This is a genomic window from Marinomonas profundimaris (assembly GCF_000508165.1).
In the GTDB taxonomy this organism is placed as follows: Bacteria; Pseudomonadota; Gammaproteobacteria; order Pseudomonadales; family Marinomonadaceae; genus Marinomonas; species Marinomonas profundimaris.
Window position 1 is genome coordinate 1 of the sequence record NZ_AYOZ01000061.1, and the last position, 13,605, is coordinate 13,605.

Sequence of the window (13,605 nt, forward strand, 5' to 3'; positions counted from 1 at the left end):
GTTCGAACCCCCTATGGGACGCCACTTTTTATTGTGTCGTGCAGAAAGTGTAAGTTAGAAAAATGCAAAAGTTTATGTCCCATTCGTCTCGCGGCCTAGGACACCGCCCTTTCACGGCGGCAACAGGGGTTCGAACCCCCTATGGGACGCCACTTTTACCTTATTCATAAGGTAAAGAATTGCTTAAGTAGAATAGAGCAATTTTGTAATGCGGGAATAGCTCAGTGGTGGATCACAACCTTGCCAAGGCTGGGGTCGCGAGTTCGAGCCTCGTTTCCCGCTCCAATATCTAGTTTTTGATATGTCCCATTCGTCTAGAGGTCTAGGACACCGCCCTTTCACGGCGGTAACAGGGGTTCGAACCCCCTATGGGACGCCATCCTTTTTTACGCTATCATAGCGAACCTTATTTTTTGAGTGTTTAGCCATGACTTGGTTCGTCAATTATCGATTAGACAATCTAATTTCCGTTGCTGATCGAAGTCTGGCGTACGGTGATGGTGTTTTCGAAACCATTCGTGTCATTCCAACCTGTTTTTTTCAAATCAATGATCACCTGTTTCGACTTTATCGTGGGCTATCTAAGCTGGGTATGCCATTTTCGTTAGAGCAAAAACAAATCCTTTATGATTTTTTGCACATACAAATTTTACCTTTGATCGATGAGGAATCTGTGGTGAAGATCATGGTCAGTCGAGGAGAAGGGGGGAGAGGGTATGCAGCACCTGATCAATGTATACATTCCATTATAATCGGCATTCTTCCTGCACCAGATTATCAAATGCATCGTAAAAACGGTGTTTCACTCTCCATTTCACCCATTTCAGTCAACAGTAATCGTTTTCTATCCGGTATTAAGCATTTGAATCGATTGGAAAATGTCTTGGCGAAACAATACCTTCAAGAAGAAGACTTTGAAGCGATCATGCTGGACGGCGAAAAAAATGTGGTGGAATGCATTCAGAGTAATATTTTTTGGTCGAAACAAGGCATTTTTTATACACCCTCATTAGAAGTTGCCGGTGTGCAGGGGACGTATCGGAAGGCCATTATAGAGAATCAACAGGACTACACTGTTCAAATTGGTCACTTTTCTTTGTCTGAGCTCATGGCAGCGGATGAAGTGTTTATTACTAACAGTTTATTGAGGGTTGTACCTGTGACAAATATTGCTGGAACCTCTTTTCCGATTGGTGTTCACACCCGGAAAATTCAAATTTTAATGCGAGCTAAGGATATGCATGGCGTTTATTAAGTGGTTTTTTCGTGTTGCTGTTTTGTTAGTGTCTTTATCGGCCATTGTGGCAGGCTATCTGTATCATTCAATTACTTCGCCGATTACATTGGCGACAATTGATACCGTAGAAGTCCGCGCGGGGGATACCTCTTATAGTTTGGGTAAAAAATTGAATGATAGAGGGTTAATTGAATACCCGTTTCTTACGCGTGTTGTTTCGAAACTGAACCCTGAGTGGGTTCCGAAAGTAGGCAAGTACGCGATTAATCCTGAGATGAATTTACTGGATATCATGGCGCTGTTTGATTCTGGAAAATCCATTTTTTATTCTATTACCTTGCTAGAGGGTAAAACAACACGAGATTATTTATCTGCGATGGAAGCGCGGGGCAATATAACCATGACCTTATTGAATGCTTCAAATGAAGATTTGGTAAAAAGAATAGGACTTGATGTCTCTCATCCAGAAGGTCAATTCTTTGCCAATACTTACCGTTACCATGAAGGTGACACGGATGTGAGTATTTTGAAGCATGCCAACGAGTTAATGACCAAAACCTTGAATGAGTTGTGGTTAAGTAAAGCCGCAGACTTGCCTTATCAATCATCTTATGAGGCGTTAATAATGGCGTCGATTATTGAAAAGGAAACCGGTGTGCCAGAAGAACGTCCTTTGATCGCTCAAGTCTTTATTAGTCGACTTAAAAAAGGCATGCGTTTACAAACGGACCCAACGGTTATTTATGGATTGGGAAGTGACTATACAGGCAATTTAACACGTAAAGGATTGCAGAGTACGTCGCCATACAATACATACCGCTTTTTCGGTTTGCCACCAACACCGATTGCAAATGTGGGTCGAGAAGCCATAGAGGCTGCGCTAAATCCAGAGCAAACCAAAGCGCTGTATTTTGTGGCGAAAGGTGACGGTACGCATGCTTTTTCTAATAGCTTACGAGAGCATAACCGGGCGGTAAGACAATTTCAGTTTAAACGTCGAGAAGATTATCGCTCGACCCCAGACAGTGCGAAATAGAAGGATGTCAGTATGAAAGGTAAATTCATTTCGCTCGAAGGGGGGGAAGGCAGTGGTAAGACGACGGCGATTCAGTTTATTCGTCAGTGGTTAGAGTCACATCGCATTCCCTATATTTTGACACGTGAGCCGGGTGGAACGCCGCTGGCGGAAGAAATACGCGAGTTGATATTGACGTCGAGAGAAGAGCCGGTGAATGATGTTGCGGAACTGTTATTGGTGTTTGCCGCCAGAGCTCAGCATCTCGCAGAAAAAATCCAGCCCGCTTTAGATCAAGGTACATGGGTGATCAGTGATCGTTTTCTGGACTCGAGCTATGTCTATCAAGGAAAGGCGCGCGGCGGGAATGTTCAAATGTTAGATCTGCTAGCAAGCTGGGTAGTCGGTGAAAATAAACCTGATGCTACCTTAGTCCTAGATGTTCCGGTCGAGTTGGGGCAAGAGCGTGTTGTTCAGCGTCAACAACAAGATCGCCTGGATAAAGAGTCTGCGGTGTTTCATCAAAAAGTTCGTGATGGATTCCTTGAGCGCGCAATGGCCGAGCCTGATCGTGTGAAAGTGATTGATGCCAGTTTGTCTCTTGATGCAGTGCAAAAGCAAATTGAAGACCAGTTGATGCAATTAAACACGGCTTGGTCGGGTGATGTATAAATGACAACAATTGCTCATTGGTTGATTCCTTGTTTACGCCAAGTTCAAGTGCTCAAGCAGACAAATCGCTTGTCTCACGCCTTATTAATTACAGGTGCGGATGGCGTAGGGCAAGAACAGCTTGCGCGTGAAATGGTAAAAGACTTGATGTGTGAAAGTAATCAAGCTGCCGCCTGCAAGGAGTGTCACTCTTGTCAACTTATGCGAGCAGACACGCACCCCGACTTTCGAGTATTAGATGGTGAGGCGGCCAGCATTAAGGTCGACCAAGTGCGTCTGTTGGTACGTCAAATTAACCAAAAGCCACAAGTTGGTCAGAATAAAGTCGTGTTGATCACACATGCGCAAGCAATGAACGTTAATGCGGCGAATGCGGTGCTAAAAGCATTGGAAGAGCCCGCTGATCGAACCTATTTTGTACTCACAAGCTCTCAATCTACAAGTCTTTTACCAACCATTAGAAGTCGATGTCTTTTGGTTAATGTACCAACGCCTACTGTTGATGATGTTAAGGATTGGTTGCTGCAGTATCCAGAGCATCAAGAATTGAGTTCGCTTTTTTGGTTAACCACACAGCCTTTTCGTTTACTGTCCATTCAGCAGCAGGGAAAAACAAAAATGTATGCCGCTTTGCCCGATCAATTGTCGGCGATGTTGACAGGGAGTGGGTCCATTAGTGAAATGCTAAAGGGAATAGACAGCAATAATATTGACGATTTTTGCAATGGACTCGCGGCAATTTTACATCAATGTATTTGTCATTCCACTGGTGCGCCATTAGACGAGGCGTTGCAGGCTATTTATGCCACATTAATGGCTCGACAGGGCATTCAATTGCTCATGTTGCGTTATCAATCTTTACAGAAACTCAAGTCAGACCTTAAAAAAACAAATTTAAACCCCATAATGCAACTCACACATGAATTGAATCAGTGGTAAACCAACTATGTTAATTGACACCCATTGCCATCTGGATATGCTGGATCTAGCGCCCTACAACAATGATATAAATGCGGCCATTGATGCGGCGTATCAACAAGGGGTTAGGCAGTTGCTCAGTATTTCTGTCGATCTAAACAAGATGGATACAATATTAGGCTTCACAAAGCGAAATGGCGTTTATGCAAGCTGTGGCGTTCATCCATTACAAAGTGACGGCTTGGTTCAGGACGACTCTTTATTGCGCCAATACGCGGCCAATCCTAACGTGATTGCTATTGGTGAAACTGGGTTGGATTATTTCTACGAAGCGTCACAAGAAGCCCATGAAGAGCAGAAAATCAGCTTTATGCATCATCTTCAAGCGGCCGGGGCGCTTGGTTTGCCCGTTATCGTACACACTCGGAGCGCAAAGCAAGACACTCTGTCTCTGATTAAGCAGTACGGAAACCCGGATACAGCTGGTGTGTTGCATTGTTTTACGGAAGATTATGACATGGCAAAAGCCGCGTTAGATGAAAACTATTTGATTTCTATTTCAGGTATTGTGACATTCAAAACCGCTGAAGATCTTAAGGAAACGGTTCGTAAGTTACCTTTGGAGTCTTTGATTGTGGAAACGGATGCGCCTTATCTTGCGCCGGTACCTTATCGCGGTAAGAAAAATGAGCCAAAGTACGTCTCAGAAGTTGCTCAATATGTGGCTGATTTGAAAGGCATTCGTTACGAAGCTTTATTAGAGGCAACGGCAGCGAACTTCCATCGCGTTTTTTCAAAAGCAAACCCCAAAAATCAGCTTGAACTGACGGCGCCACACTGAAGTAACGCGCACAATTTTTTATTGTGAAAATTGCACGTGCGCATTGAAGTGCGTGAATGTTGAGGATATTTCAGCTTCCATATAGTCGAAGTGAAAACGGAGTGTTAGTCTCAACGCATTGTATTTATTTAAAATATTCGAAAGAAGAGTCTTCTTCTTTCACAAGCCGCATTTAGCGCGGCTTGTTAGACAATAAGGAAGCCCATCGATGTCCAACTTGGTTACCTCATTACCGTACCAAGCACTTTCCGCCAAAGTGCCTGATGACCACCTGACTTTCAATACATTACATGATATCGAACCACTTAGTGGCATTTTGGGCCAAGAGCGAGCGGTTGAAGCCATTCAGTTTGGCGTTGCTATGCAGCGCCCTGGTTACAATATTTTCACCATGGGAGATTCTGGTACAGGTCGTTCGTCCTACGTGATGAGCTACCTTAAAAGCGAGGCTAAACGTCGTTCTGCTCCCAATGAATGGGCTTATATTAATAATTTCACGGAAAGTCATCGCCCTAAAGCGATCGAGTTTCCACCTGGTTTGGCGTCTGAATTCGAAAAAGAAATTCGTGCGTTGATTGACGGACTGATGGCTACATTTCCAGCCGCGTTTGAAAACCCGTCTTACCAGCAGCAAAAAAGCGTGATAGATCGTGCTTTTAACGATCAATACGAAACAGCAATAAATAAAGTGGAGCGCGTATCAGGCAAAATTGGTGTGGCCATGTTCCGTGATGCCTCATCGGTTAGTTTTGCTCCGATGAAAGATGGAAAGGCCTTAGAAGAAAATGAATTTGCCGCTTTAACCGACGATGAACGTGACACTTTCCAAGAAGGCGTTTCGACTTTAGAAGGTTTGCTCAACGAAGAGTTGCTGGGGCTTCCGCAATGGAAACGTGCAACGTATGACAAAATTCGCCAATTAAACCTAGACACAGTCAATGAAGCGTTAGACCCATTGATGTCAATGTTGTTTGAAAAGTATAAAGACAACGTGGAAATCACGGCACATCTTATCGCCTTGAGAGAAGACCTAGATAAAACTATCATTGATCAAATGGCAGACGACAAAGCCTCTGAAAATCGTGATGAAATTGGTCGTCGACAACTCTATGAAGAATTGTATTTACCAAACATCGCGATCACTCATGAGGCGGATGGTGGCCAGCCCGTCATTTATGAGCCTCATCCAACGTACCGTAATTTATTTGGTCAAGTCGAGCACAGCAGTGACCAAGGTATGCTGGTAACCAGTTACCGCTTGATTCGCTCTGGTAGTCTGCATGCGGCTAACGGCGGATATTTGATTTTAGACGCTGAAAAGCTGCTAACGGATCATTATCTGTGGGAGGCACTAAAGCGTGCGTTAAAAAGCAAGACGATCAAGATTGAGCATCCTTATGCCGATATGGGGCTGATGAACACCATGACACTCTCACCGCAAGATTTGCCATTACAGGTGAAAGTGGTGTTGATTGGCGCACGTGATATTTATTACTTACTGCAAGATGCGGATCCTGATTTTCAGGAAATGTTTCGTGTTCTTGTTGATTTTGATGACACATTAAAACGCACAAAAGAAGCGGAATTGTCTTTTGCTCGCCTTATGAAAGATCGAGTAGCTAAAGAAGAGTATGCAAATGTTACTCGTGATGGTGTCGCTGCGTTGATTGAGTACAGCAGCCGTTTGGCGGAGCATCAGCGAGAAATGGCCGCGAAAATTGGCGATGTGTTTGAGTTGTTGGGCGAGGCGGACTTTGTTCGTGAAATGGCCAAAGACAGCGAAATCACGGCTGATCATATCGCGCGCGCTTTAAAAGCAAAAAAACATCGCACGGGTCGTGTCAGTGAAAAAATCATTGAAGAAATTATTGAAGGCACCGTCTTATTAGAGAGCGAAGGTTTTGCCGTTGGTAAGATTAATGGGTTAACCGTTATGCAAATTGGCGACAGTAGTTTTGGCGCGCCAGCTCGAATCTCAACCACGGTGTATCCCGGTGGAAAAGGCATTATAGACATTGAGCGCGAATCCAATTTAGGCCAGAACATCCACTCGAAAGGGGTGTTGATCTTGTCTGGTTATCTTGGCAATAAATATGCTCAACGCTTTCCATTGGACATTTCGGCGTCTATTGCGATGGAGCAAAGCTACGGTTATATCGATGGCGATAGCGCGTCAACCGCCGAGCTTTGCTGTTTGTTGTCTGCATTGATTCAAGTTCCGTTGCGTCAAGATTTGGCGATCACAGGGTCTTTAAACCAATACGGCGAGATTCAAGCGATTGGCGGTGTCAATGAAAAAATCGAAGGCTTCTTCAATGTGTGTAACGCGCGAGGGTTAACAGGAACCCAAGGCGTTATCATTCCAAAATCAAACGCAATTAATTTGATGCTGAACGACGATATTATTGAAGCAGTTAAGGCTGGAAAGTTTCATGTGTATGCCATATCGACAGCTGACGAAGCGTTGCATTTATTGACAGGGATGGAGCCAGGTGTGGCGAATGACGAAGGGGAGTACCCTGAAGGCACTGTATCGGCAAAAGTCATTGAGCGTTTAGAAGAAATTTCTATGCTGGGCGAAGAGGAAGATGATGAGGAATCAGGAGAGTCTGACTCTGAATTAGAAAAAAGCACAGAAAAATCGAAAAAATAACGTGTATTGGTTATTAATGTTTTCCATTTGTTCTTTTGATGATTTCAGATTTACATTTAGAGTTCACTAAAGAGTACACAGTGTAATAGAGGTCGTCTGCTTTGACATAAACATAGCTGGCGACCTCTTTTCGTTTACTCGGTAAATGTCTTTTTAAAATTAACGCGCTTTTAAATGTTTTCCCGCCCATGTATTTTTGTGCACTTTTATCTGCCGCTTGTTTTGCATCGAAATCACCGCATTCCGCGAGCGTTAAGTTGCTCAAGGTCAGTAACAGTAGGATTGAGAGCATGTGTTTAAAGTGTGGAATGATTGACTCCAAAGTTGCAAATGGTTAACTCATTTTATATCAACGTATAACTGTCAGTGTATTTTTACGTCTCTGCGCAGAAAAATAACACAACAAGATTTAATACATCAAAAAAGCTTACAATTTATAAGGTGTATTTTTTAGAGAGCATGCTATTTTAAACCTCATTGTTTGAAATGATCAACTTAGTCACTGCGTAAGTGATTTGGATATAAAGGGTGTTTTGTATGAATAAGGGTCTTCTTGCGGCTACGATTATCTCTATTTCTTATTCTTCTGCTGTGTTTGCAAGTGAATCGTGTGATGACACTGCATTGAACGGGTACATGGAAAGCATTAAAAGTGAAATTGGCTTACTGTCATCAGATGTGAAGTCAGGCAATAACACATCGGCGTCACATCGAGTGGATACTGTGATTTCTTACTTCAAAAAATCACGTAATGAAATACCGTATAAATTCAGTGCTGAGAAGCTTCAAGGAAATAAGCTAGAAGAGCAAAAAGCTGAATACATAAAAGTCGTCGATGACACGATCGTTATACTTGAGAAATTAGAGAAAGCACTGGAGTCTGACGATATGACTCAAGTGAAAAGCTTGTTTGGTCAGATCGGCGCTCAAAGAAAGCTTGGGCACGGTTCTTTTAAAGCAAATTGCTAGTGCTGCTGGATGACCTAGCGTGAATTCACTGCTACAATGCGCGCGATAAAGAGAGGATATTATGGCTCGTTCTAAAAAATCGCGTAGTATGCGTGGAAAACTTGGAAAAACTGGTTCAAAAGAGCAGATGAAAGAGCAAAATAAAGCTCGAAAAGCGTCATCTACTCGCCGTTTTGCAACAAAGAAATCCAAGGAGCGCAAAGAACAAGCGCACAAAAAGCTTGAAAGATTAGGATTACTTCCTGAAAAAGATGCAACACCTGTTTCTGGTCGTCCACGCCGCTTTGTTTTTGTTAAGCCTGTCGATGAAAAAGCAGAGCAAGCGGAAGCATTGGAAATGGCCAACAATATTGATACAGAAAGCGAAGACCTATCGCTTGATGAATTATTGTCTGCCTTTACTGAAGAAAAGTAATTGAAGAAACTTAAGCGAATAAATGTAAAATAAAAAAGGCTGCATCTGCAGCCTTTTTTTATGTTCGAAAAACACCGTAAAATAAAAGTATTAATTCCGTTATATAAGGTGATGCATGTGAAAGCTTCTGTTCCGATGTCTAGTGTTCGCTATCTTTTAAAAGCCGTCGAAGGTCAAGGTCTTGATCGTCAGGCTGTATTAGACAGTTTAGAAATCACACAAGATGAAATAGAAAAGAGCGAATCATTTCCTGCGTATCGATATGGAATGTTGTATCAAAAAATCATGTGGCTAATGCAAGATGAATCTTTTGGTATGCTCAGCGGTGGTAAGGTGCCAAATGGCACGTTCAGGATGATGTGCCTTTGTATCATTCATGCAAGAAGCCTTTCCCATGCCTTGTACCGTTGCAGTGATTTTTACGAAATTTGCCGTGGGCCAACGGTTAAGCCGGTGCTTATTAAAAAAGGGCGATTTGCCATGGTGACCTTTGCGCCTTTGGATTCGTCCGAGGAAGGCATAGATGCGTTAGTAGAGCCGGAATCGAAGGAACAATTAAGAACCACACTTTCTATGTGGCACCACTTTATTTGTTGGTTAATTGGTCGCCGACTGAATTTGAAAGCCGCGTACTTTACAAGTGAACGACCAGACGACGTTGAATACTATAAAACGTTATTTCAATCAGAGGTAAAATTTAATCAGCACGCGAACGCATTGGTATTTCCGGCCAGTTATTTGGACATGCCTATTGTTCAAACGGAAGACGGTTTGCGAGGGTTCTTGAAAACCGCACCTTATCAATTGCTCGTTATGGTTGAAAATGACAACAGTCTTAAATCTCAAGTGATGGCAATGTTAGGAAAGGATTTTTCCCGAGAAATGCCAAGTGCAGAGGAGGTCGCCAGCGCACTTAACATGAGCGTGTCGACGTTACGACGACGCTTAAACGATGAAAAAACCTCCTATCAGCACATTAAAGACGATTGTCGAAAAGAGGCAGCCATTACTTATATGAATGCGCCTCAGCTGAGCATCAATGACATCGCGGCGTTAATGGGGTTTGACGAGCCAAGTGCATTTTTTCGTTCTTTTAAAAAATGGACAGGAATGACGCCGGGTGAATATCGAAAAAGTGAGGAATATCTGAAATTTGGCAAGACGATGAAACGCTCATGATCTTTAGGTTTTGGACTATATTTTTTCGAGCTCTGATTGTATTTGTCATAAATATAGGTCTGAATTGTTATTGAGTGATTTGGCTCATTTTTACATGCTATAGGTATACATCCGCTCGGATAACCAATTCGGAGAATAAAAAAATGAGCGAATACCAATACCCAATCAAAGATATTTTATTTAGCTTACAGTCTGTTGCTCGTATCGAGCGCGTAACACCTTACCTTGAAGACCCGATTGACAATGATTTGTTAGACGCCATTCTGGGCGAAGCTGGAAAGCTATCTGAACAAGTTATTGCGCCCATCAACGCGTCCGGAGATAAAGAAGGCTCGCGTGTTGAAAATGGCGAAGTCATCGAAGCTAAAGGCTTTAAAGAAGCATTTAAAGCCTATTCAGAAGGCGGTTGGATTGGCCTTTCTGGTGACCCTCAATATGGTGGTCAAGGACTACCTTCCTATATCGCAACCGCGGTAAATGAAGGCGTCCAAGCTGCCAATCTAGCGTTTTCCCTGTGTCCATTGTTAAGTCTTGGTGCCATTGAGGCCATTAGCCTTCACGCAAGTGATGAACTAAAAAGCCTTTACCTTCCAAAAATGCTGGCAGGTGAATGGGCCGGCACAATGAACTTAACAGAACCTAATGCCGGTTCTGATCTTGCTGCGATTGCATGTAAGGCCACACCAGAGGGTGATGCGTTTCGAATTAAAGGTCAAAAAATATTTATCACTTGGGGCGACCACCAAATGAGCGACAATATCATTCATTTGGTGTTGGCTCGTTTACCTAATGCGCCGGAAGGCGTTAAAGGCATTTCTTTATTTATCGTACCCAAATTCATTTTGAATGATGACGGCGAGCCAGCTGAACGAAATGATGTTCAGGTAGTGTCGGTCGAACATAAAATGGGCATTCATGCGTCGCCTACTTGTGTTATGAGCTTTGGTGATAATGACGGCGCCCTCGGTTACCTTGTTGGTCAGGAGAATGAAGGTATCAAAGCCATGTTTACCATGATGAACAACGCACGACAAGGCGTTGGTTTACAGGGTTTGGCCATTTCTGAACGTGCGTATCAGCAGGCGTTAGAATACGCAAAAGAACGTAAACAAGGCATGAACGCGGCTCGTACTGAGCGTGCGGCTATCATCGAGCACCCTGATGTATTACGAATGCTGATGACTATGAAGTCTCAAATTGATGCCATGCGTTCCTTGATCTATGTGGCGGCTGTGGAAAATGATTTATCGCATTTATCAACCGGCGAACAAAAGAAACAGTCGATTGCACGAACGGCTTTGTACACACCTATTGTTAAAGGGTGGATTACTGAGCAAGCTCAAGAAATAACGTCACTCGCGGTTCAAGTTCATGGCGGCATGGGATTCATTGAGGAAACGGGCGTGGCTCAACATGCTCGTGACGCACGTATTCTTCCCATCTATGAAGGAACTAATGGTATTCAAGCGATCGATTTAATTGGTCGTAAATTGCATTCAGATAACGGTTCTGAGATGACGAAATTACTTGCTGAGATTGAAGTCGAGTTAAAATCAATCGCGCAGACTGCTCAGAATGAAAATGCGACTAAGACACTGGTTATAGTAGAACAGGCAAAGAAAGCGACAGAAGCGTGCCTCGCAAGTATGAAATCGGATTCGGTACTTGGTACGGGTCTGGCGTATGATTACATGATGTTAATCGGCTATTTAGTTGGTGCTTGGCTGCAAATTCGTGCACAACATGAAAGTTTACAGAGTGATACGATGGGCGTCGATGAAAAAGCGTCTTGGTCTTGCTCGGTGGATTTCTATTGTGACCATATTTTGTCTCGTGCGTTTGGTCACTCTCATTCGATTATGTTTGGAAAGACAACTGTTGACAAACTAAACAAAAATGCATTCAATCGATGAATAGAATATCGCTAAAATAATAAGACATGCCCGTATTTGGGAGGCAGTATGACAGACAGAGAAGTAATGGAATTTGATGTTGTGGTGGTAGGTGGTGGTCCAGCAGGACTATCAGCGGCGTGTCGCATCATGCAGAGAGCGCAAGCAGAAGAAAAAGAAATCAGCGTTTGCTTGGTTGAAAAAGGATCCGAAGTAGGTGCGCATATTTTATCTGGTGCCGTGGTGGATCAAATAGCGCTCGCAGAATTGTTTCCAGATTGGAAAGAAAAGGGCGCACCTCTCACAACTCAAGTAAATAGCGATGAATTATTTTGGTTGGGCTCTGAGAAAAATGCCAGATCATTGAGCCATTGGATGGTACCGAAAACGTTGCATAACGACGGCAATTATATCATCAGTCTTGGAAATCTCAGTCGATGGCTTGCCGAGCAAGCTGAAGAACTTGGTGTAGAAGTTTTTCCTGGTTTTTCGGCTGCGCATCTCTCTTACGACAGTGATGGTAATGTTGAAGGTATCATCACGGGCGATATGGGTGTGGCTGAAAACGGAACCGAAAAAGACGGTTTTATGCCTGGCATGCTTTTGAAAGCAAAATACACCGTTTTCGCAGAAGGTTGTCGAGGGCATTTAGGCAAAGAGTTGATGTCTCATTTTGAACTGGATAAAGACAAAGCGCCTCAACACTACGGCTTAGGAATTAAAGAGTTATGGGATGTGCCTGAAGCGCAGAGTAAACCAGGCGCTGTGATTCATACTGCTGGCTGGCCTTTGGGTAATGAAGCGGGCGGTGGTGGCTTTTTGTACCACTTAGAAAATAACCAAGTGGTGGTTGGACTAATTGTTGATTTGAATTACAAAAACCCCTATTTAAGCCCTTATGACGAATTTCAAAAATACAAACATCATCCGTTAATCGCTCAACATTTGAAAGGTGCAAAACGTGTTTCATATGGTGCTCGAGCCATTGCGAAGGGCGGCTGGGCATCGTTACCTAAAATGAGTTTTCCTGGTGGTTTGGTCATTGGTTGTGATGCAGGTACGTTAAACCCTGCGAAAATCAAAGGCACTCATACGGCCATGAAAAGCGGTATTTTAGCGGCAGACACTATTTTTGATGCATTGCAGATGGAAACGCCACCAGCAGAATTGCATCAATTTAATGACGCACTGCGCAATTCTTGGCTTGGAAAGGAGTTACAGCAGGCACGTAACTTTGTACCCGTTATGCATAAGTTAGGGACTTTCTGGGGTGGCGCTTATAATTGGCTAGACCAAAATATTTTTTCGGGCGCTTTGCCATTTACTTTTAATGATATGACGCCAGATTATGCGTGTTTGGAGTTGGCAGAAAAACATGTTGCGCCTGAATACAAAAAGCCGGATGGGTTATTAAGCTTTGATAAGCTGTCTTCTGTTTTTTTATCGAACACCAACCATGAAGAAGACCAGCCTTGCCATTTGCAGCTGAAAGATCCGAATATTCCAGTGCAAAGTAATTTGATGAAGTTTGATGAGCCTGCTCAGCGATATTGCCCTGCCGGCGTATATGAAATTGTCGAGTCCAATAATGAATCTATTTTTCAGATAAATTCACAAAATTGTATTCACTGTAAAACGTGTGACATTAAAGACCCTGCGCAAAATATAACTTGGGTAACACCTGAGGGCGCTGGCGGACCGAATTACCCTAATATGTAATCATATCGCCATTCTCTGTTAGCAAGCGGATCACCAATGCGTGTTCCGTTTGTTGTAATTCGTTACTGGATTTAACCCTTCGCCTGTTTAATAAT

Annotated in this window: 11 protein-coding genes and 3 tRNA genes; all 14 read left to right on the forward strand. The window is 43.2% G+C overall.

Annotation, left to right across the window (positions count from 1 at the left end; translation table 11 throughout):
• The first annotated feature begins 76 nt into the window (after positions 1 to 76).
• The 14 genes from D104_RS35325 to D104_RS35395 all read left to right on the forward strand — a co-directional run bounded on the left by D104_RS35325 (position 77) and on the right by D104_RS35395 (position 13,510).
• Positions 77 to 152 (forward strand) — tRNA-Glu (locus D104_RS35325).
• A 58-nt stretch (positions 153 to 210) separates the two neighbouring features.
• Positions 211 to 285 (forward strand) — tRNA-Gly (locus D104_RS35330).
• An 18-nt stretch (positions 286 to 303) separates the two neighbouring features.
• A tRNA-Glu gene (locus D104_RS35335) sits at positions 304 to 379 on the forward strand.
• Between the two features lie 48 nt (positions 380 to 427).
• Positions 428 to 1,255: an aminodeoxychorismate lyase gene (gene pabC / locus D104_RS35340; protein WP_024025407.1), complete on the forward strand. Its 828-nt coding sequence runs from the start codon at positions 428 to 430 to the stop codon at positions 1,253 to 1,255.
• Entirely contained in the window at positions 1,242 to 2,273 is a 1,032-nt protein-coding gene (mltG, locus tag D104_RS35345; protein ID WP_024025408.1) for an endolytic transglycosylase MltG, read from the forward strand. The genes pabC and mltG overlap by 14 nt, the downstream gene beginning before the upstream one ends.
• A 12-nt stretch (positions 2,274 to 2,285) precedes the next feature.
• Positions 2,286 to 2,924, forward strand: a complete 639-nt coding sequence (gene tmk, locus D104_RS35350) for a dTMP kinase (RefSeq protein ID WP_024025409.1) — start codon at positions 2,286 to 2,288, stop codon at positions 2,922 to 2,924.
• Positions 2,925 to 3,863: a DNA polymerase III subunit delta' gene (gene holB, locus D104_RS35355; protein ID WP_024025410.1), complete on the forward strand. Its 939-nt coding sequence runs from the start codon at positions 2,925 to 2,927 to the stop codon at positions 3,861 to 3,863. It begins immediately after the preceding gene.
• A gap of 7 nt (positions 3,864 to 3,870) precedes the next feature.
• Complete coding sequence (locus D104_RS35360) at positions 3,871 to 4,683, forward strand: TatD family hydrolase (protein ID WP_024025411.1); 813 nt, start codon at positions 3,871 to 3,873, stop codon at positions 4,681 to 4,683.
• Between the two features lie 208 nt (positions 4,684 to 4,891).
• Complete coding sequence (locus tag D104_RS35365) at positions 4,892 to 7,336, forward strand: Lon protease family protein (RefSeq protein ID WP_024025412.1); 2,445 nt, start codon at positions 4,892 to 4,894, stop codon at positions 7,334 to 7,336.
• A gap of 537 nt (positions 7,337 to 7,873) precedes the next feature.
• Complete coding sequence (locus D104_RS35375) at positions 7,874 to 8,305, forward strand: cytochrome b562 (RefSeq protein ID WP_024025414.1); 432 nt, start codon at positions 7,874 to 7,876, stop codon at positions 8,303 to 8,305.
• 61 nt (positions 8,306 to 8,366) lie between these two features.
• A complete protein-coding gene (locus D104_RS35380; RefSeq protein WP_024025415.1) occupies positions 8,367 to 8,720 on the forward strand; it encodes a hypothetical protein in 354 nt (117 codons plus the stop codon).
• 111 nt (positions 8,721 to 8,831) lie between these two features.
• The gene (locus D104_RS35385) at positions 8,832 to 9,899 is read left to right on the forward strand and encodes an AraC family transcriptional regulator (protein ID WP_031215349.1); all 1,068 of its coding nucleotides are present in this window, start codon (positions 8,832 to 8,834) and stop codon (positions 9,897 to 9,899) included.
• A gap of 143 nt (positions 9,900 to 10,042) precedes the next feature.
• The gene (locus D104_RS35390) at positions 10,043 to 11,812 is read left to right on the forward strand and encodes an acyl-CoA dehydrogenase (protein WP_024025417.1); all 1,770 of its coding nucleotides are present in this window, start codon (positions 10,043 to 10,045) and stop codon (positions 11,810 to 11,812) included.
• 48 nt (positions 11,813 to 11,860) lie between these two features.
• The gene (locus D104_RS35395; RefSeq protein ID WP_024025418.1) at positions 11,861 to 13,510 is read left to right on the forward strand and encodes an electron transfer flavoprotein-ubiquinone oxidoreductase; all 1,650 of its coding nucleotides are present in this window, start codon (positions 11,861 to 11,863) and stop codon (positions 13,508 to 13,510) included.
• The last annotated feature ends 95 nt before the right edge of the window (positions 13,511 to 13,605 follow it).